Consider the following 18,410-nt stretch of genomic DNA (forward strand, 5'->3'; position numbering starts at 1 on the left):
CCCCGGCCACCGGCGAGAGTGGACCCGGCGGTCCACCGTCAGGTGCCGGGTGCGCCGTCCCGGTCGCGGGTCGCGCTCAGGTAGTCGCGGTTGAGCCGGCCGATGCTGGTCAACGGGATCCCCTTCGGACAGACGGCGGTGCACTCGCCGATGTTGGTGCAGCCGCCGAAGCCGGCCTCGTCGTGCGCGTCGACCATCCCGACGACCCGGGTGGAGCGCTCCGGCTGGCCCTGCGGCAGCAGGCCCAGGTGGCTCACCTTGGCGGCGGTGAAGAGCATCGCCGAGCCGTTCGGGCAGGCGGCGACGCAGGCGCCGCAGCCGATGCAGGCGGCGGACTCGAAGGCGGCGTCCGCATCGGACTTGCGGACCAGCTGGGCGTGCGCCTCGGGTGCGGCACCGGTCGGCGCGGTGACGTAGCCGCCGGCCGCGATGATCCGGTCGAAGGCGCTCCGGTCCACCACCAGGTCCTTGATCACCGGAAACGCCTTGGCCCGCCACGGCTCGATGTCGATGGTCTGGCCGTCGCGAAAGTGTCGCATGTGGAGTTGACAGGCGGTGGTGGCCCGCTCCGGACCGTGCGCCACGCCGTTGATCACCATGCCGCAGGCGCCGCAGATGCCCTCGCGGCAGTCGTGGTCGAAGGCGACCGGCTCCTCGCCGTCCAGGGTCAGCCGGTCGTTGAGCACGTCCAGCATCTCCAGGAACGACATGTCGGGGGAGACGTCCGGGACCTGGTAGCTGACCATCCGGCCGGGGTCGTCCGGTCCGCTCTGGCGCCAGATCCGCAGGGTCAGCTTCACTTGTAACTCCGCTGGGTGGGGTGGACGTACTCGAAGTGCAGGTCTTCCCGGTGCAGCACCGGCGGACGGTCGGCGCCGGTGAACTCCCAGGCGGCCACGTAGCCGAAGCGCTCGTCGTCGCGCTGCGCCTCGCCCTCCGGGGTCTGGCTCTCGGCCCGGAAGTGCCCGCCGGCCGACTCGGTGCGGTGCAGCGCGTCGACGCACATCAGCTCGGCCAGCTCGAAGAAGTCGGCGACCCGGCCGGCCTTCTCCAGCGCCTGGTTGAGCCCCTCGCCGTCGCCGGGCACCCGCACCCGCTGCCAGAACTGCTCGCGCAGGCCACGGATCTCGGCCAGCGCCTTGCGCAGCCCGGTATCGCTGCGTTCCATGCCGCAGTGGTCCCACATGATCTGGCCCAGCTCGCGGTGGAACGAGTCGACGGTCCGGTCGCCCTGGCAGGCGAGCAGCCGGGCCAGCCGGTCGGTGACGTCGTCGCGGGCCGCCACCACCTGGGGGTGGTCGTCGTTGAGCGCCTCGAACGGCCCGGCGGCCAGGTAGTCGGCGATGGTGCTGGGCAGCACGAAGTAGCCGTCGGCGAGGCCCTGCATCAGCGCCGAGGCGCCGAGCCGGTTGGCGCCGTGGTCGGAGAAGTTCGCCTCGCCGATCACGAAGAGGCCGGGGATGGTCGACTGGAGGTCGTAGTCGACCCAGAGCCCGCCCATGGTGTAGTGCACCGCCGGATAGATCCGCATCGGCACCTCGTACGGGTCCTCGCCGGTGATCCGCTGGTACATCTCGAAGAGGTTGCCGTAGCGGTCGGCGATGGCCGACCGGCCGAGCCGGTCGATCGCGCCGGCGAAGTCGAGATAGACGCCGAGCCCGGTCTGCCCGACGCCCCGGCCGGAGTCGCAGACGTTCTTGGCGGCCCGGGAGGCGATGTCCCGGGGGACCAGGTTGCCGAAGGACGGATACATCCGCTCCAGGAAGTAGTCCCGCTCATCCTCCGGGATCTGCCGGGGCGGCCGGTCGTCGCCGGCCGCCTCCGGCACCCAGACCCGGCCGTCGTTGCGCAGCGACTCGCTCATCAGCGTCAACTTGGACTGGTGGTCGCCGGAGACCGGGATGCAGGTCGGGTGGATCTGCGTGTAGCAGGGGTTGGCGAAGAGCGCGCCCTTGCGGTGCGCCCGCCAGGTGGCGGTGACGTTGCAGCCCTTGGCGTTGGTGGAGAGGTAGAAGACGTTGCCGTAGCCGCCGGAGGCGAGCACGACGGCGTCGGCGAAGTCGGTGGTTATCTCGCCGGTGACCAGGTCGCGGACCACGATGCCGCGGGCCCGGCCGTCGACCACGACCAGTTCCAGCATCTCGTGCCGGCTGTGCATCTCGACCCGGCCGAGCCCGATCTGCCGCTCCAGCGCCTGGTACGCCCCGAGCAGCAACTGCTGGCCCGTCTGGCCCCGGGCGTAGAAGGTGCGCTGCACCTGGGCGCCGCCGAAGGAGCGGGTGTCGAGCAGGCCGCCGTACTCCCGGGCGAACGGGACGCCCTGGGCCACCGCCTGGTCGATGATCTCCACCGAGACCTCGGCGAGCCGGCGTACGTTGGACTCCCGGGAGCGGAAGTCACCGCCCTTGACGGTGTCGTAGAAGAGCCGCTGGATCGAATCGCCGTCGTTGCGGTAGTTCTTGGCCGCGTTGATGCCGCCCTGGGCGGCGATCGAGTGCGCCCGGCGCGGGCTGTCCTGATAGCAGTAGGACCGGACCTGGTAGCCCTGCTCGCCCAGGGTCGCGGCGGCGGAGCCGCCGGCCAGTCCGGTGCCGACCACGATCACGGTCAGCTTGCGCCGGTTCGCCGGGTTGACCAGCTTGGCGTCGAAGCGGCGGCGCTGCCAGCGGGTCTCGATCGGCCCGTCCGGCGCCCTGGTGTCGGCGATCGGCTCACCGACGGTGAAGAGGTCCATACCGTTGGCGGAGTTCGTCTCCGCTCCCGCAGTGGAGTTCGTCTCCGCTCCCGCAGTGGAGTTCATCTCAGCGCACCAATCCCGCGATCACGGCGAAGGGGACGACCAGGTAACCGGCGCAGAGGGCGACGGCGAAACCGAGCGAGAGCGTCCGGGCCCGGGCCTCGCCCCGGGGAGTCTGCTGACCGAGGCTGCGGAACGCGCTGAACATGCCGTGCCGCAGGTGGAAGCCGAGCGTGACGATCCCGACCACGTAGACCAGGGTCACGTACCAGCGTTCCGGCGCGAAGTCGGCGACGACGTTCGCGTACGGCCGGCGGGGGTCGCCGACCGGGTTCAGGTCGCCGGTGGTCAGGTCGAGCAGGTGGTAGACGACGAAGAGCGCGATGATCACGCCGCCCCAGCGCATCGTCCGGGCCGCGTAGCTGCCGTGCACCCTGGGACGGTGCGCGTACCGGACGGGGCGGGCGGTCCGGGCGCGCCGGGCCAGCACGGTGGCCGACCAGATGTGCGCGACCAGGGCGACGCCGAGCACGGCCCGCTGGATCCAGAGATACCAGGTGTCGGGCAGCACGGGCGTGCCGATGGTCCGCAGCCAGTGCGCGTAGTGGTCGAACGACGCGGGACCAAAGAAGATCTTGAGGTTGCCGATCATGTGCGCGATGAGGAAGAGCACCAGCAGGATGCCCGTCACCGCCATCACGGCCTTGAGGCCGATGCTGGACCGGATCGGCGACCGCGTCGACACAGCTGTCACCTCAAAGACGCTAGGAGAGCTCTGATTAGTCGTCCAATGCATCAAACGCTCAGTCTCGATAGCTGTAGGCTATGCAGGGTGCAGCTCCAGCAGTTGAGATACTTCGTGGCGGTCGCCGAAACCCGGCATTTCACTCACGCCGCCGACAACGTCGGGATAACCCAGCCGTCGCTGAGTAAGCAGATTCACGCCCTGGAGGCGGAACTCGGCGCCCCGCTCTTCGCGCGGGTGCGTGGCAACGTCGGCCTGACGGCAGCCGGCGAGGTGCTGCTGCCGCTCGCCACCCGGATCCTGGCCGACGTCGACACCGCCCGCCGGGAGGTGCAGGAACTCGTCGGGGTCCGGCGCGGCCGGGTACGCCTCGGCGCCACCCCCAGCCTGGCCACCTCGCTCGCCCCGGCGGTGCTGCGCCGCTTCCGGGACGCCCACCCCGGCGTCGACCTGCGGGTGGAGGAGAGCGGTTCGCAGGACCTCGTCCGGGACCTGCTCCGGGGTGAGCTGGACCTGGCACTGATCATCCTGCCCGCGACCGGCGCCGATCCGGCGCTGGTCGCCGAGCCGATCCTCCGGGACAACCTGGTGGTCGCCTCGCTCAACCCGCTGCCGATGACCGACCCGGCCGGCACCCTGCACCTGGCCGACCTGCGCCACCAGCCGCTGGTGATGTTCCGGCAGGGCTACGACCTGCGCGACGCCACCCTGCGGGCCTGCCGGGAGGCGGGCTTCGAGCCGTCGCTGGCGGTGGACGGCGGCGAGATGGATGCGGTGCTCAGCTTCGTGGAGGCGGGGCTGGGCGCCGCGCTGGTGCCGGGCATCGTGGTGGCGCGTCGGCCGAGGCTCTGGGTCACCCCGCTCGCCCCGCCCGGGGTGCACCGGACGATCGCGCTGGCGCGGCGTCGCGAGCCGGAGCCGACGCACGCGGCCCGGGCGTTCCGGCGGATCCTGCTCGATCACGTCGGTACGGCCGCCGCGAACGCGACCCTGCCGGCCGGCGTCACGCCGTACTGACCCGCCGCCGGGGGAGCGCGGTCGGGTGCCCGGCGCCGTCCGCGACGGCCTCAGCCGGGCGCGAGCAGGCGAGGCGTGGGCGTGGGCGCTCTGCTACCAGCTCCAGCGCCAGAAGCGGCGTTCGTAGCGCACCACCAGACTGCCGGCGGCGGTGCTGCCGCGGACGACGATGTGCGGAGCGGTCGAGCCGGGCTCGGGGGTGGACGGCACCTTGGTCGTCGCCGTGCCGGCGCTGGTGTTGACCCCGTCGATGTTGGCGGTCGCACCGGCGGGCAGCACGATGGTCGTCGAGCCGGCCTGGGTGGCGAGGTCGATCTCGACCACCCGGTGGACGATGACGGCGTGCCGCAGGTCGAGCTTGACCGTGCCGGCCTTGCTCCGCACCACCAGCCGCCGGGGCACGGCCCACCGGCCGGAACGCTTGATCTGCCCGGCGTGGCTGCTCAGCTCGACGACCTCGTCGGGGGCCACGGCCGGGGCCACGGCCGGCAGGTCGGCGACGAAGGGCTCCACCTCGCCGTCGGTCCGGGCGCGTAGCACGCCCTCGACGCGCTCCTCGAACTCGGGCAGGGTCAGCCGGCCCTCCGCGACCGCGGCGCTCAACCGGGCGATCACGCTCTCCCGCTCGGCGTCGGAGATGCGCACCTCCCGCCTCGGCGGGACCACGTCACCACTCACCCGCACAACACTACGGGGTCGGTCGACAGGTGCAGAAGCCCGGCCGGCACAGAAGCCCGGCCCGGTGCGGCCGGATCGGCCTGCCGTCAGCCCGACGGGCCCGGCCGGGTGGCCCGCTCGATGTGGTTGCCGAGCACGTCCGCATCCTCGATGTGGGTGTTGAACCGGATCGTGCGGCCGGTGTGGCGCCGCACGACGTACCGGCAGTCGATGCCGAGGGTGTGACGCCAACCCTCCCGGGCCTCGCCCACCCGCCGAGTCGAGGGTGGGGTGCGGGACTCATCGAGTCGGTCACGGGACGCATGCTATCGGTGCCGTCGTCAATCGGGGATCGGCGATCCGGTGGCATTCGCGTCACCCCGCCCGGCGTCGGGATCGTCGAGCGGATCGAGCAGGTCGGTCAGTGCCAGCAGGGCCTCGACCGTCATCCGTCGGCGCCAGGCGGTCTCGGCGAGCAGGCGTACCGCCGCGTAGAAGGGCTCCTCGTGGGTCAGTTCCTCCAGGCTCATCGGCCGCTCCCGACTGATTCGGCGGACAGGACGTGAGTCGCCACGCTCAGGGCCTCGATCGGTGCTGTCCGACCAGTTCGGACGTGGTGGCGCCACAGCGCGGGCACCAGCGGGACTTGACCCTGAAGGCGAAGAGCCCGGCGAGGAAGCCGAGCAGGGTGCAGCCGGCGACCGAGAAGAACAGGCGCAGCAGCATGACAACCTCCGAAGTGGAGGGATGCCGGGTAGCTGGTCGCCGCCAGTGACCTACCCGGCATCCCGTTGCGGGGCCTCCGTGCGGAGGGCGGAGTGGCCACGGCGCGCCCCAACGGGGGAAGGCGCGCGGCGCGCCGTGGCCGGTACGGGCAACCGGAACGTGACGTCGGCCGTACCCTGGGTCATGTTGCTAGGAGCTGTTGGGCTAACGCAAGGCTTGCGAAGAGGCCGCTCTGTTCACATCGCGCCGTTTTTCCATTGCCTTGCGAACGCAAGCCATTCGAGACTGGAAAGGAGCGAAGGAGCATGACCGTGGCCGCACGAAAGCAACCGCCGACCGTCAGACTGCGCCGGCTGGCGGCGGAACTCCGCGTACTGCGGCACCGGGCCGGCCTCACCCGGGAGGACGTCGCGGAGCGGACACACATGAACCCCGCCACCCTCTGGCGGTTGGAAACCGCGCGGGCCCGACCCCAGCGTCGCACCCTGCTCGGCCTGCTCGACGTCTACGGCGTCACCGATCTGGAGCGCCGGCTCGAGCTGGTCGACCTCGCCAAGGACGCCGGCCAGCTCGGGTGGCTTCAGGCGTACGAGGACCAGTTGCCCGACGAGTACAGCACCTACATCTCGTTCGAGTCCGAGGCCCAGACGGTCCGCAACTACGAGTCGCTCTTCGTCCCCGGCCTGCTCCAGACCGAGGCGTACGCCCGAGCCGTCACCTCCGGCCTGTTGCCCGACGGCACCGAGGAGGAGGTCGAACGGCGAGTCGAGGCGCGACTCAAACGCCAGGATTCGATCACGGGGGACGAACCGCTCAAGGTGTGGGCCATCCTCGACGAGAGCGTGTTGCACCGGAGGGTCGGCGGCGCGGAAGTGATGCGGGACCAGTTGCAGCATCTGGCCAAGCTGACCAAGCTTCCCAACGTCACTGTTCAGGTGCTGCCCTTCGAGGTTGGCGCGCATCCCGGAATGTACGGCGCATTTGCGATCATGGGATTTCCGGATCCGGCCGATTCCGATCTCGTCTACATCGAGAACCGGGTCAACGCTCTCTTCCTCGAGCGCGACACCGACATCGCCAGCTACACCGATCTCTTCGAACACCTACGCGCGGCGGCGCTCAACCCGGCGGCCTCGGTCCGCTTGATCACTCGTACCGCCGAGCAGGATTGATGGAGGGAGGTGAGGAAAGATGCACGTCTTTGACTCCGCCGACGCCAAGTGGCGCACGAGTAGCCGGTCCGGCGCAAACGGGAACTGTGTCGAGGTTGCCGACAACGTCGGGGCGGTTGTCGCGGTGCGGGACAGCAAGGACCGGTCCGGTCCGGTGCTGGTGTTCGGCCCGGCCGCCTGGACGACCTTCACGACGTCGCTGAGGGACGGGACGCTCCCGGCGTAGCCGTCGCGGCGAGCAGACCGGCGGCCCCTCCGGGCTCAGGTGCACCCCGGAGGGGCCGTCCAGCGGTCCGGAACGTCTTCCGGTACGCCGTCGGCGAGATCCCGATCGCGCCGGTCAGGTGCTGGCGCATGGACGCGGCGGTGCCGAAGCCGGCCTCGGCGGCGACCCGGTCCACCGGCAGCTCGGTGGTCTCCAGCAGGTGCCGGGCGTGCTCGACGCGCTGGCGGGTGAGCCACTGCACCGGCGTCATGCCGACCTCGTCCCGGAAGCGGCGGGAGAGGCTCCGGACGCTCATCCCCGCCTGCCGGGCCAGCTCGGCCAGGCTGATCGGCCGGTGCAGCTGCCCGAGTGCCCACTGCCGGGCATCGGCGGTGGTCGCGGTCGCCGGCTCCGGCACCGGGCGGTCGACGAACTGCGCCTGCCCACCCTCGCGCCACGGCGGTACGACGCAGAGCCGGGCCACCCGGTTCGCGACGGCGCTGCCGTGGTCGCGGCGTACCAGGTGCAGGCAGAGGTCGACGCCGGAGGCGACGCCCGCGGCGGTCAGCACCTGCCCGTCGTCGACGAAGAGCACGTCCGCGTCGAGCCGCACCTGCGGAAACGTCCGCTGGAAGTGGTCGGCGTTGTTCCAGTGCGTGGTGGCCGGCCGACCGTCCAGCAGCCCGGCGGCGGCCAGCACGTAGGAGGCGGTGCAGATGGAGACGATCCGGGCGCTCGGGCGCAACCGGCGCAGCGCCCCGGCGAGCGGTGCGGGCAACCAGTCCTGCTCCTCGGTCGGCGCGCAGACGAAGGGCGGCAACACGAGGGTGTCCGCGCTGTCGATCACCTCGGCGCCGTGTTGCACGGCAACGGCGAAGTCGGCGCTCGTGTCGACCGGCCCGCCGTCGACACTGCAGGTCAGCACCTCGTACAGCGGCTCGCCGTCGGCGCCGGTGGCGGTGCCGAAGATCCGGACGGGGATGCTCAGCTCGAACGGGTAGACGCCGTCGAGCGCCAGGACGACCACGCGGTGCATGGCCAGATCCTTCCACAAGCTGGCGATCTGGCCACTCGTGCGCCGGTCGCCGCTCCAGCAGGGTGAACCGCGCGGAGCGACGGCGGACGAGAGGCAAGCGATGCGCGCTATCGAGCAGGACCGGTTCGGTGGACCCGAGGTGCTCAAGCTGGTGGAGGTCGACCGCCCCGAGCCCGGACCGGCGGAGGTACTCGTCCGGGTTCACGCGATCGGGGTCAACCCGACCGACTTCTGGCACCGCGCGACCGGCGGTCTGGCCGGCCGGCCGGTGCGGCTCGGCTGGGACCTCTCCGGCGTGGTCGAGGCGGTCGGTGCCGGCGCCGCACTGTTCAGCCCCGGTGACGAGGTCTTCGGGATGCCCCGGCAGCCGCACCCCGCCGGCACCTACGCCGAGTACGTCACGGCACCCTCCCGGCACCTCGCCCGCAAGCCGGCCGGACTCTCCCACGTCGAGGCGGCCGGGCTGGGGCTCGCCGGGCTCACCGCCTGGCAGGCCCTGGTCGACGTCGCCGACCTCCGGCCGGGCCAGCGGGTCCTGGTGCACGCGGCGGCGGGCGGCGTCGGCCACCTCGCCGTGCAGATCGCCAGGGCGCGTGGCGCGTACGTGATCGGCACCGCGCGTGCGCCGAAGCACGAGTTCGTCGCCGGGCTCGGTGCCGACGAGGTCATCGACTACACCAGCACGGACTTCGCCGACCGCCTCCGCGACCTCGACGTGGTCCTGGACCCGATCGGCGGCGACTACGGGCCGCGCTCGCTGCGGACCCTGCGCCCGGACGGGATCCTGGTCGCGCTCGCCTCACCGGCCGAGGCGTACCTGGCGGAGGAGGCCGCCCGGCAGGGCAGGCGCGCCCGCTTCATGATCGTCGAGGCGGATCGCGCCGGCCTCCGCTCCCTCGCCGGACTGGTCGAGGCCGGGCAGCTCCGGGTGGAGGTGGAGCTGATACTCCGCCTCGAAGAGGCGGCCAGGGCGCACGAGATCGGCCAGAGCGGGCGTACCAAGGGAAAGATTGTTCTCACGCCTTGACCACCCGCGCCGACCCGGCGCACGACGGACGATGCTGGCGACGGCCCCGGCGACCCGAACCGGCGGCGGTTTGTGTCGGTGGGCTGCGGCAGGATGTCGCCATGACCGTGACAGCTCGTCTGGACCTGGCCATTTTCGACGCGGCGGACATTGACCAGGTCGGCTCGTTCTATGCCGGGTTGACCGGCTGGGACGTCGTCCGTCGGGACTCTGACCGGTTCGGCGTCCGGACTCCGGACGGTCAGGAGGTCGAGTTTCAGCGTGCGCCTGACCACGTCGGGCCCCGGTGGCCCGGGCAGGAGCATCCGCAGCAGTTCCACCTTGACCTGCAGACCGACGATCCGTCGATGGAGGCCGAGCGGGCAGTCGCCCTCGGCGCCGTCCGGCTGGGCGACGGCCCTACCTGGATCACACTGGCCGACCCGGCCGGTCATCCATTCGATCTCTGTCAGGCGGAGGACGTCGGTCCGGTGATGAGGCTGTTCGCGGTGACGATCGACGCCCCGGACGCGTCGGCCCTGGCCCGCTTCTACGCCGACCTCACCGGTATGGAGATCACCTATGACGGCCCCGAGGGCGCGTTCATCGCCGGCGGCGGTAGGAGCCTGATGTTCCAGCAGATCAGTGCCTACAACCCGCCCCGCTGGCCGGATCCGGCGCACCCGCAGCAAGCCCACCTCGACCTCCTCGTCGACGACCTCGACGCGGGCAAGGCCCGGGCACTGGAGCTGGGCGCCCGCTGGCTGGGCGCCGACGGTGACCGCTTCAGCGTCTTCGCCGACCCGGCCGGTCACCCGTTCTGCCTCATCCGGTAGCGAACCGAACCGGGACCACTCACGTCCGGACGCCCCGAAGGCTCTCGCGGCGTTCTGATCACGGCGGGGAGGGCGGCCGTGTCAGCTCGTGATCGGTTCGCCGTTGCGAGGCCGGGGCGCCGGACCAACTCCGCGTCGGATGCTCACGATGGGTAGCGCCGCAGGTGGAGGCAGTCGGGGCAGACGACGGCGCGCGCCCCGCAGTCGACCGGTGCGGGGATGGTGCCGTCCCTTGTCCGTACCGGAATCGTCTGGATCCCTGCGTCGCCGTACGCGGCCTCAGCCGAGCTCGATCTCCACCAGCGGGCTCCCAGCAATCCAACTCCCCAGGCTCCCGGCCCAGTCCAGGCCCGGGACGATCTCACCGAAGACGATTGCCCGCTCGTCCGGGTCGGTCACGGGGCGCCCCCGCACCTGAAGGTCCAGGGTGGCCAGATGCAACGTGAACTCGGGACACGCGAGCAAGTTGGCGTACCAGTCGCGCGGGCCCGGGCTTCCCGTGAGCCAGTAGCGGCCACAGGCTCGGTAGCGCCACGTCTCGATTCTTCTCGACCGGCCGCTCCGTCGCCCGGTCGTGGTGATCTCCACCGTGCGCTGTCGTTCCAGCGCCCGCAGCGTTTCGTCCGTCACCGTCACATATCCATGCTCCGACCTCAAGCGAGCTTCACGTCAAGGCCGTGGGCCTGCACACGATCCGTTCATCAGGGCGCCGTGCGGTGGTCAGTCCAGATAGGACGTGCCTGCGGAGGGTGGCCCGTGTAGGGTCGCCTGCACGGTGACGACAGCGTTGTGCGGAGGCATTGGTGGAACGTCGTGGCGAAGATGCTCGCGGGGTCGAGCTGCGATCCGACCGGGCGCACGGCGCACGGATCTACGACTACATCCTGGGTGGCAAGGACAACTTCGCCGTCGACCGCGAGGCCGGCGAGAGTTCGTTACGGATATGGCCCGCGCTGCGGGTGCACATGCAGGCCAATCGGTCCTTCATGCATCGAGTGGCGCGTTTCCTGGCCATCGAGTGCGGTATCCGGCAGTTTCTCGACATCGGCACCGGACTGCCGACATCACCGAATCTCCACGAGGTCGTCCAGTCGGTCGACCCGACCGCACGGGTGGTCTACACCGACAACGATCCGCTCGTGCTCGTGCACGCGCAGGCTCTGATGGTCGGGACGGAGCAGGGACACACGGCCTACGTGTCGGCGGACATGCGGGACCCCCGGAGCATCATCTCCGCGCCGGAGTTCCGGCAGACTCTCGACCTGAAGCAGCCGGTCGGGCTGCTGCTGATCGCGATCGTGCACTTCATCGAGGACGACGCGGAAGCACGGCAAGTCGTACGCCAGGTCCTGGACGTGCTGCCGGCGGGCAGCTACCTGGCGATGTCCATCGCGACCGATGAGTTCGACCCGGTCCCGCTGGCCGAGGTCCAGCGGGAGTACAACAGGCTCGGTGAGACCCTCGTCTTCCGCGACCGCGCCACGGCGCTGGGGTTCTTCGACGGCTTGGATCTGGTCGAACCAGGGCTGGTCCAGGTGCACAAGTGGCGCCCGGACGGGTCCGAGACTCCAGGGATCGCAGACAAGGACATCGCCATGTACGGGGCGGTCGCGCGTAAGCCAATCTGATCGTGCGGAACACGCCGTGCTGACGGCGCTACAGTTCTGCAATGATCGCTGGAGTCATCGTCCCCGGGCGCGGCTACGGTCCGCAGGCCCCTCTGCTCGACCTTGCCAACGAGGCGCTCTCCGACCGCGACATGCCGGCGGAGACGGTGAACTGGACCGTTCCGGACGGCCTGCTGGACATCGGGCCGGAACCATTCGTCCGGGCGCACGTCTCTGCCGCACTGCACCGGCTGGCGAACGCGTCGCCCGCCGCGCAGCCGGTGATCATCGCGAAGTCGCTCGGCACCTATGCCGCGATGCTCGCCGCCGAACTGCAACTTCCCGCGATCTGGCTGACGCCGCTTCTGCATGTCGAGGTCGTCGCCGAGGCGATCGGCCGAAACCCGGCGCCCGCACTTCTCGCCGGGGGGACCCGCGACCCCAGCTGGCTGCCGGACATCGCCGCGGCAACGAGCAAGAGGGTTGTCACCGTCACCGGCGGCGACCACGGCCTGCGGCCACCCGGACCGCTTCGGGCCTACACCCACGCCCTCGGCGACGTCGGTACAGCCATCGAAGAATTCCTGTCTCAGGTCTCGTAGCCGGCACCGCTCGTCCGGCTGCCGATGGCATCGACAGCGCCGAGGTCATGGTTGAGAGCCCACTGACCGTGACTACATCAACGGCCGGCGCACCCTTGTCGCGTGGCTGACTCGGTCGGTCACCGACGCCTTCCCGTTGGCCTCTGCCGCCGACGCGCACGCCGCAGTCGAGAAGCGCACCGCTGTCGGGAAGACCCTGTGGTTGCTGACCTGAGGGCCTGCGGCCACCAGCGCCGGCCACGCCCGGCCGCACGCTCGCTCGTCGGCCAGACCCGGGCGTCGGCCCACAGCAGGTCGGTCACGGGGTGACGGCCTTGGGCCGGGCGGTGCCACACATCGGTGCGCCCCGCCGGCAATTCATCGACCTCTCCGCGGACCTGCGGCGACGCGGGCCGGGTCACGTCTCCACAAGGTCCTCGAGAAGCCCCACCGGGGCGTCGTCGACCTCCCCGGGCGGCGGTGCCTGGGCGGTCACCGGCTCTCCCCAACTGTGGTAACTGAACCTGACCATGGGCAGTCCCGGCACGACGCTCGGCACGTCGATCTCGATCCAGCTCCATCGGCCCTGAGGTTCGGTGAAAACCTCGAACGGAACCGCGGTCAACCGCTCGGTGAACTCGTCGGGCGTCCGCCCGCCGGCCCATCCCGACCTGGTCAGGTCGAGGGTGCCGAGAAAGGTGTGCCCACCGTCCCGCTTCGCGTCGACAATGCTCTTCACCAGGGTGATGGCGCCACTCGGGTCGTCCTCCGGCATGAAATCCAGCGCGCCACCCTCCGCGACACTCCCAGCCGGGATCCGCAGCCACCTCCGTGGCAGGCCCGGCAGGCCGGACAACCGCATGTACTGGTCCTGTTCCACCCGGAGCAGCTCGACCACCAGGGTCTTGCCGTCGTCCCGGTCAAGCTCCATCCGCATGGTGCCCTTCCGTCCGACCGGATCCAGCCTGGCATCCGAAGTCATTCCCGGCGCACGCATCGTGACCCCGATGGTCGTGGCGTTCATCCGCGCCGCCGACTCTGCCAGCTTCTCCACCGCGGTGAGCTGCCTCGAGGTTGTCTCCACGGGCACGGGTACGGGCCGGCGGTCGACCCGGCCCGGCAGCCCGCAGCCGCTGAGCGCCATGGCGGGTGAGACGACGACCGCCGCCAGCGCCACCGTGGCATGCCGGCGAGTTCCCATCGAGGTGTTCCTTCCGCTACCGCGCTCTCGGCGCGGGGACCAGGCGGCCCGGATCCTACCCGCTGCGCCGGTCCACCAGAGGTTTCGGCTTCAGGGTCTGAACGTGTCGTCCCACGGCGCTGCGAGGCGAGTTCGTGGAAAGATTTCTTGGCATAGTGTCGAATACGGGGCGGGTCGTTCGTAGCACAGGTGACAGGCGGCCGGAGGAAGCCGCCGGGACAAGGGAGTCATGGAATGACCCGATACCTGATCTCGTTCGACGACGGCGCGATGGACCACATCCCGGACGAGGACTTTCCGGACGTGGGCAAGGCCGCGCACGCGGTGGTCCAGGAGGCCGTGAACGCCGGCGTGTGGGTGTTCGGCGGCGGGCTGCAACGGCAGAGGGCGAGCGTCGTGGCCACGGACGGGACGGTCACCGACGGCCCTCATCCGGAGACCAAGGAGGTCATCGGCGGCTTCGTGGTCGTCGACGTGGCCTCACGCGAGGAGGCGCTGGCGTGGGCTGCCAAGGTCGCCGCCGCCTGCCGCTGTGCCCAGGAGGTCCGGCACATCATGGACGACCCCGAAACCGACGCGATGGTCCGCCAGGCCGACAGGCGATGACCATCCCGGCGACGCCGCCGGCCGCCCTCCCGTGCCGATGAAGGAGAAGCGGTCGTCGGGATCTGATCCCGCCCGCGCTCTCTCCTGGTCATGGGAGGGCGGTCAGTCGTCCACGACGGTGATCACGACGTTGCCGACCTTGTGTCCGGTATCGACGTGCCGGTGTGCCTCGACGATCTCGGCCATCGGATAGGTGCGGTCGACGACGATCTGGAGGCGGTCCTGGCTGAGCAGGTCCCGCAGCGCGGCCAGGGCCGTGTGCTTGCGCACCGACATCCCGGTCCGGACCCGTGGGCCGCGGGTGACGGCGGTGCGGGCCGCGAGCACGCTGTTCACCAGGCCGGTCGTCGGCAGATAGCAGCCGCGCGGCGCCAGCAACGGTCGGCATCTGGTGAACGAGCTGCGGCCCACGGTGTCCAGGACCGCGTCGTAGCGCTCGCCGCTGGTGGTGAAGTCCTCGACGGTGTAGTCGAACACCCGGTCCGCGCCGAGCGACGCGACAAGCTTCGCGTTCCGGGCGCCGCAGACGCCGTGCACCACGGCGCCGAGGTGCGTGGCGAGCTGGACGGCGTACGTGCCGATACTGCCGGAGGCGCCGATGACCAGCACCTTCTGCCCGGGTTGGAGTTCGGCCAGATCGCGCAGGAAATGCCAGGCGGTGGTGAACCCGTCGACGGTGGCCGCGGCCTGCGCGTACGTCACGTTCTCCGGCATCCGGGCGATGGAGGCCCGCTCCGACAGGCACTTGTACTCGGCGTTCGCCCCGGCGCCGAAGCTGGTGAAGCCGAAGACCCGGTCACCGACCCGGAACCGGTTCGTTGCCGGCCCGACCGCCGTGACCTGTCCAGCGAGCTCCAATCCGAGCACCCGGACGCGCCTGCGGGGGCGACGCAGACCGATGACGACCCGTCCCCAGCGAGGCTCGCCCCGGCGCATCCCGCACTCGGCCGAGGTCACCGTGGTGGCATGCACCCGAATCAGCACCTGGTCGGCACGGGGCACGGGCGTCGGCAGGTCGACCTGCGTGAGCACCTCGGGCGGGCCGTACGCCTGGAACATCACCGCTCGCATCCCCACACGATGCGGCAGAACCGCTGTGACGACGCTGAGGGCACCTCGGTCCGGGCGTGGACCCCCGGCCGGTCAGGGCTGCCAGACCATCGTCTGCTGGTGGAGTCGCCTGCCGCCGTGTCGGGCACCGGGGACCAACGGAGTCGGGCCCTGCCTGGCGAAGCCGACGCGTTCGAAGAACCGCACCGCACGCGTGTTCTCGGCCAGGGTCTGCAGATGGCACCCGGGTGAGCCGGTCTGGACGAGTCGGTCGAACCATCGCCTCATCAGACCGTCGGCGGCGCCGGTTCCCCGTGCCAGGGGCGTCACGTTGATGTGCAGGTGGGCCGGCCAACGGGCGTCGTCGAAGCCCTTCGCGGTGGACCTGCGCCGGACCGCGGCCGACGCCATGTCGACCATGCCACGGGCGAGGAAGGCCGCGGGCCTGGGTCGGAAGACCAGCCGATACCTCGCGATGGCCCTCTCCATGCGCTTTCTCTCGCTGGGGAAGGTCGAGCTGTCCAGGCACCCCGCCAGGTAGCCGACGAGATGTCCGCCCGTCACGGCGACGAAGAACGAGTCCGGTTCCTGGCTCATGTACGGCTCCAGGTACACGGCCGCCTCCGAAACTTCGTGCCCCCACAGCAGGGACGACGGAGAGCCCTCGCCCGCCCGGCCGAACAGGTCCCGCAGCGCGGCGCGGTCAGTCTCCGCGAAGCTTCGGATCTCGATCATCCCTGCGTCACCTCCTGCCACCTTGCCAGCCGATCCGACCAGTCTGCCACGCCCGTGACCAGGGAATCCGAAAGCGATCTTGTGGATCTGTCGCTGCTGGGACCCACCCACGACGGGCGTCTCTCAGCGCGGCACCCGACGGGCGGCCCGGCCCGCCGGGTTGTCGCCGTCGATGTACTCAGAGAAGATCTCGCCGAGAATCCTCCGCGAGCCCGCCGTCGCAGCCTCGCCGTCGTCCAGTGCGTTGGCGTAGTTGACAAGCGTCTTCCAGAGCGCCCAGCCACGCCCGCGCGCCCAGGTCGCGTCGTCGACGGATAGTCGCTCCCGGAACGCCCGCCGGCCCTCGCCGGTCAGCAACGTCCAGGCGACCGCCAGGTCACAGGAGGGATCGCCGACACCACAGGTCCCGAAGTCGATGATCGCCGCCAGTCGACCGTCGTGGAGCAGGAGATTCCCCTGCGCGATGTCACCGTGGAACCAGCGCTCCACGCCATCCCAGCGCGCGTCCAGGGCGCAGTTCCAGATCTCGCTGGCCGCACCGACATCGATGCGGTCAGCGAGTGTCGTGAGCCCTCGGTCGGCCTCCCCGTCGTAGGTGCGCAGGGTGCCACCCCGGTACCAGTTGTGCTGGCCTGGACGGGGTCCGTCAGCGGTGTCGACGTCCTGCAGAGCCACGACGAACTCGGCCAGGTCAAGCGCGAACCGGACGGGCTCGGCGATTCGGTCCACCCGTGCGGTTTCGCCGTCGAGCCACTGGTAGATCGACCATGAGTACGGATAGCCCTCGCCAGGCTCGCCTCTCGCCAGTGGGGTGGGGATGGGCAGCGGGAGACGCGGGGCGAGCACCGGAAGCCACGTGTGCTCCTTGTCGACCGCCTCGGTGTACTCGAACGCGCTCGGCAGGCGCACCGACATCGCGGAGCCGAGGTGGAAGGTCCAGTTGTCCCAGCCGCTGTTGACGACCCGCTCGACCGGGAGGTCAGCCCAGTGCGGAAACTGCCCGGCGACCAGCCGGCGTACCTGCCGCACGTCAACGGTGATGCGCCTGGGTGGCGGGCCGAGACGTGGAGTGTCGCTCAAGAGGACTCCTCACCTGAGAGGGTCGGTAGCCCGCCAGCCCTGATCAAGCGGTTTCTTCCCACTGTTCGAGCCATTGGCGTACTGCCGCGAGGTCGACGTCGGTCAATCCGCGATATGGATCGACGCGGCGCAGCAGCGCCGGATGTGGGTGGTGTGCGGCCACCCATCGCCGGTCGGCGTCGCTGGTCTCGTCGTCGAGCCAGACGAACGGGCGTCCGGCCGCCCGTCGCAGCAGGGGCACGGTCTTCCAGTGCACACCGCGTGCCACATCCTCGTCGGCGTCGGGCCAGTCGACGACGGGCAGGCCGGGCAGGCCGAGCCGGGGTGCGACGACCTCGTTCGCCTCGGCCATCCAGGTGCTCGCCCAGACCAGTTCGCCCGGTAGGGCGAGCAGCCGGCGCCCGTCGTCGGGGTCGAGACGATCCAGCAGCGGGTTGCCGGAACGGTCGGGAGCGTGGCCCCCGGCACCGATCGAACGGCGACCGGTGCCGGCGGGACGGGCCCGGAAGGGGATGAGTACGCCGTCGATGTCGACGAAGATCAACGGTCGCGTGACGCCGGCAGGCACTGCCGCACCGTACCGCTGCCCCGCCCATCCGGCCGAGCGGGCCCGAGCGCGGGAGCGGCCGTATGCGGCAAGGGCGTGGACGGCGGCCTTCGGAATCGACGAGCCAGGCGGGCCGGTGGTCGCTGTCAGCGGGCGACGGCGTACGCGAGTGGCAGCGGGGTCGGCTGGCCGGGCCAGGTGCCGGTGAGCGCGTCGCCGGCCGACCCGCCGTCCCCGGCCCCGGGGCGGCGTACGACGACGAGTTCCACGGAATCGGTGACGATGGTCGTCGACCCGCCCTCGACCACCCGGCGGATCACCTGGACCGATGGCACGCTGCTGCCCGGGGTGCCGCTGCCGGCCACGGTCATGCTCGGCTCGCGGATCTCGCGCACCCCGTCGACCTCGAAGAACTCCTCCGCCTGACTGCCACCGGTTACGATCGCCGCGGCCAGCGCGCCGGCGTAGACCGGATCGGCGCAGGCGTCGTAGACCCAGCGGCGGCCCAGCGTGGTGTGCTCGGCGGTGCCGATCAGCCAGTCGTCGCCACCGGGCAGGGGTGCGTCGCGGTAGGTGAGCGGCACCTGATACACCGCTCCCTCGCCGGGGCTGACCAACATCGTCTCGATCCCGACCGCCCCGTCCGGATCGTCGAACCGGAAGCTCGCGACGCGGACGACGTCGGCCGGCGCCGGCCCCTGGTACCAGGGGCGGCCGGGCAGCCACGCCGCCAGGAGTTCGAGTTTGCCCGGGTGCAGTCGGGCACGGTGCAGCAGCGCCATGCGCAAGATCGTAGCCGGCGCGACCCCGCGCCGCGCGGCCCGCGCCGCGCCCCCGGTAGGTCGCCGTGAGAGGTTGGGATCGTT

23 protein-coding genes are annotated in these 18,410 nt (G+C 70.8%); 8 read left to right on the plus strand and 15 right to left on the minus strand.

The window, feature by feature from the left end:
- Positions 1-38: 38 nt before the first annotated feature.
- From ACN27G_RS08635 to ACN27G_RS08645, 3 genes are all read right to left on the minus strand, one after another.
- Positions 39-800, minus strand: a complete 762-nt coding sequence (locus ACN27G_RS08635; RefSeq protein WP_421492245.1) for a succinate dehydrogenase/fumarate reductase iron-sulfur subunit — start codon at positions 798-800, stop codon at positions 39-41.
- Positions 797-2,734 carry a fumarate reductase/succinate dehydrogenase flavoprotein subunit gene (locus tag ACN27G_RS08640; RefSeq protein WP_421497278.1) on the minus strand — a complete coding sequence of 646 codons (1,938 nt, stop codon included), beginning with the start codon at positions 2,732-2,734 and terminating at the stop codon, positions 797-799. Before ACN27G_RS08640 ends, ACN27G_RS08635 begins: the two co-directional genes overlap by 4 nt.
- A 67-nt stretch (positions 2,735-2,801) precedes the next feature.
- Positions 2,802-3,491, minus strand: coding sequence for a succinate dehydrogenase cytochrome b subunit (locus ACN27G_RS08645; RefSeq protein ID WP_421492246.1), 690 nt, complete (start codon positions 3,489-3,491; stop codon positions 2,802-2,804).
- Positions 3,492-3,527: 36 nt separating this feature from the next.
- Between ACN27G_RS08645 and ACN27G_RS08650 the strand changes: the two genes are divergently transcribed.
- On the plus strand, positions 3,528-4,499 hold the full coding sequence (locus ACN27G_RS08650) for a LysR family transcriptional regulator (RefSeq protein WP_421492247.1): 972 nt from the start codon (positions 3,528-3,530) through the stop codon (positions 4,497-4,499).
- Positions 4,500-4,592: 93 nt separating this feature from the next.
- Here ACN27G_RS08650 and ACN27G_RS08655 read toward each other — a convergent pair whose 3' ends face one another.
- The 4 genes from ACN27G_RS08655 to ACN27G_RS08670 form a co-directional block, all read right to left on the minus strand.
- Positions 4,593-5,177, minus strand: a complete 585-nt coding sequence (locus ACN27G_RS08655) for a DUF1707 SHOCT-like domain-containing protein (RefSeq protein ID WP_421492248.1) — start codon at positions 5,175-5,177, stop codon at positions 4,593-4,595.
- A gap of 86 nt (positions 5,178-5,263) precedes the next feature.
- Positions 5,264-5,428, minus strand: a complete 165-nt coding sequence (locus ACN27G_RS08660; protein WP_421492249.1) for a hypothetical protein — start codon at positions 5,426-5,428, stop codon at positions 5,264-5,266.
- A 69-nt stretch (positions 5,429-5,497) separates the two neighbouring features.
- The gene (locus ACN27G_RS08665; RefSeq protein WP_421492250.1) at positions 5,498-5,686 is read right to left on the minus strand and encodes a hypothetical protein; all 189 of its coding nucleotides are present in this window, start codon (positions 5,684-5,686) and stop codon (positions 5,498-5,500) included.
- 46 nt (positions 5,687-5,732) lie between these two features.
- A complete protein-coding gene (locus tag ACN27G_RS08670; RefSeq protein ID WP_421492251.1) occupies positions 5,733-5,882 on the minus strand; it encodes a hypothetical protein in 150 nt (49 codons plus the stop codon).
- A 305-nt stretch (positions 5,883-6,187) separates the two neighbouring features.
- Here ACN27G_RS08670 and ACN27G_RS08675 point away from each other — a divergent pair, with 305 nt between their 5' ends.
- Positions 6,188-7,054, plus strand: coding sequence for a helix-turn-helix domain-containing protein (locus ACN27G_RS08675; protein WP_421492252.1), 867 nt, complete (start codon positions 6,188-6,190; stop codon positions 7,052-7,054).
- 19 nt (positions 7,055-7,073) lie between these two features.
- Positions 7,074-7,280 carry a DUF397 domain-containing protein gene (locus ACN27G_RS08680; protein WP_421492253.1) on the plus strand — a complete coding sequence of 69 codons (207 nt, stop codon included), beginning with the start codon at positions 7,074-7,076 and terminating at the stop codon, positions 7,278-7,280.
- Here the strand turns inward: ACN27G_RS08680 and ACN27G_RS08685 are convergent.
- A complete protein-coding gene (locus ACN27G_RS08685; protein ID WP_421492254.1) occupies positions 7,243-8,295 on the minus strand; it encodes a GlxA family transcriptional regulator in 1,053 nt (350 codons plus the stop codon). The two genes, ACN27G_RS08680 and ACN27G_RS08685, sit on opposite strands and share 38 nt — an antisense overlap.
- Positions 8,296-8,395: 100 nt before the next feature.
- On the opposite strand from ACN27G_RS08685, the gene ACN27G_RS08690 reads away from it, so the two are divergent.
- Both ACN27G_RS08690 and ACN27G_RS08695 read left to right on the plus strand, forming a co-directional pair.
- Positions 8,396-9,322: an NADP-dependent oxidoreductase gene (locus ACN27G_RS08690; RefSeq protein ID WP_421492255.1), complete on the plus strand. Its 927-nt coding sequence runs from the start codon at positions 8,396-8,398 to the stop codon at positions 9,320-9,322.
- A gap of 101 nt (positions 9,323-9,423) precedes the next feature.
- Complete coding sequence (locus tag ACN27G_RS08695; RefSeq protein ID WP_421492256.1) at positions 9,424-10,137, plus strand: VOC family protein; 714 nt, start codon at positions 9,424-9,426, stop codon at positions 10,135-10,137.
- Positions 10,138-10,416: 279 nt separating this feature from the next.
- On the opposite strand, the gene ACN27G_RS08700 is transcribed toward ACN27G_RS08695, so the two are convergent.
- Positions 10,417-10,773 carry a nitroreductase/quinone reductase family protein gene (locus tag ACN27G_RS08700; RefSeq protein ID WP_421492257.1) on the minus strand — a complete coding sequence of 119 codons (357 nt, stop codon included), beginning with the start codon at positions 10,771-10,773 and terminating at the stop codon, positions 10,417-10,419.
- A gap of 167 nt (positions 10,774-10,940) precedes the next feature.
- Here ACN27G_RS08700 and ACN27G_RS08705 point away from each other — a divergent pair, with 167 nt between their 5' ends.
- Positions 10,941-11,765 (plus strand): SAM-dependent methyltransferase, encoded by an 825-nt coding sequence (locus ACN27G_RS08705; RefSeq protein WP_421492258.1) that lies wholly within the window; start codon positions 10,941-10,943, stop codon positions 11,763-11,765.
- 41 nt (positions 11,766-11,806) lie between these two features.
- Positions 11,807-12,346, plus strand: a complete 540-nt coding sequence (locus ACN27G_RS08710; RefSeq protein WP_421492259.1) for an alpha/beta hydrolase — start codon at positions 11,807-11,809, stop codon at positions 12,344-12,346.
- Positions 12,347-12,743: 397 nt separating this feature from the next.
- On the opposite strand, the gene ACN27G_RS08715 is transcribed toward ACN27G_RS08710, so the two are convergent.
- Complete coding sequence (locus ACN27G_RS08715) at positions 12,744-13,526, minus strand: hypothetical protein (protein WP_421492260.1); 783 nt, start codon at positions 13,524-13,526, stop codon at positions 12,744-12,746.
- 234 nt (positions 13,527-13,760) lie between these two features.
- On the opposite strand from ACN27G_RS08715, the gene ACN27G_RS08720 reads away from it, so the two are divergent.
- Complete coding sequence (locus tag ACN27G_RS08720; protein ID WP_421492261.1) at positions 13,761-14,132, plus strand: YciI family protein; 372 nt, start codon at positions 13,761-13,763, stop codon at positions 14,130-14,132.
- A 102-nt stretch (positions 14,133-14,234) separates the two neighbouring features.
- On the opposite strand, the gene ACN27G_RS08725 is transcribed toward ACN27G_RS08720, so the two are convergent.
- The 5 genes from ACN27G_RS08725 to ACN27G_RS08745 all read right to left on the minus strand — a co-directional run bounded on the left by ACN27G_RS08725 (position 14,235) and on the right by ACN27G_RS08745 (position 18,326).
- Positions 14,235-15,203: an NAD(P)-dependent alcohol dehydrogenase gene (locus ACN27G_RS08725; protein ID WP_421492262.1), complete on the minus strand. Its 969-nt coding sequence runs from the start codon at positions 15,201-15,203 to the stop codon at positions 14,235-14,237.
- A gap of 72 nt (positions 15,204-15,275) precedes the next feature.
- Positions 15,276-15,917 (minus strand): GNAT family N-acetyltransferase, encoded by a 642-nt coding sequence (locus tag ACN27G_RS08730; protein ID WP_421492263.1) that lies wholly within the window; start codon positions 15,915-15,917, stop codon positions 15,276-15,278.
- A 123-nt stretch (positions 15,918-16,040) separates the two neighbouring features.
- A complete protein-coding gene (locus ACN27G_RS08735; RefSeq protein WP_421492264.1) occupies positions 16,041-16,997 on the minus strand; it encodes an aminoglycoside phosphotransferase family protein in 957 nt (318 codons plus the stop codon).
- Positions 16,998-17,040: 43 nt separating this feature from the next.
- Positions 17,041-17,541 (minus strand): HAD domain-containing protein, encoded by a 501-nt coding sequence (locus tag ACN27G_RS08740; protein WP_421497279.1) that lies wholly within the window; start codon positions 17,539-17,541, stop codon positions 17,041-17,043.
- 149 nt (positions 17,542-17,690) lie between these two features.
- A complete protein-coding gene (locus tag ACN27G_RS08745) occupies positions 17,691-18,326 on the minus strand; it encodes a CG0192-related protein (RefSeq protein WP_421492265.1) in 636 nt (211 codons plus the stop codon).
- Positions 18,327-18,410: the final 84 nt, after the last annotated feature.

This window comes from Plantactinospora sp. WMMB334 (genome assembly GCF_049179095.1).
Classification (GTDB): Bacteria; Actinomycetota; Actinomycetes; order Mycobacteriales; family Micromonosporaceae; genus Plantactinospora.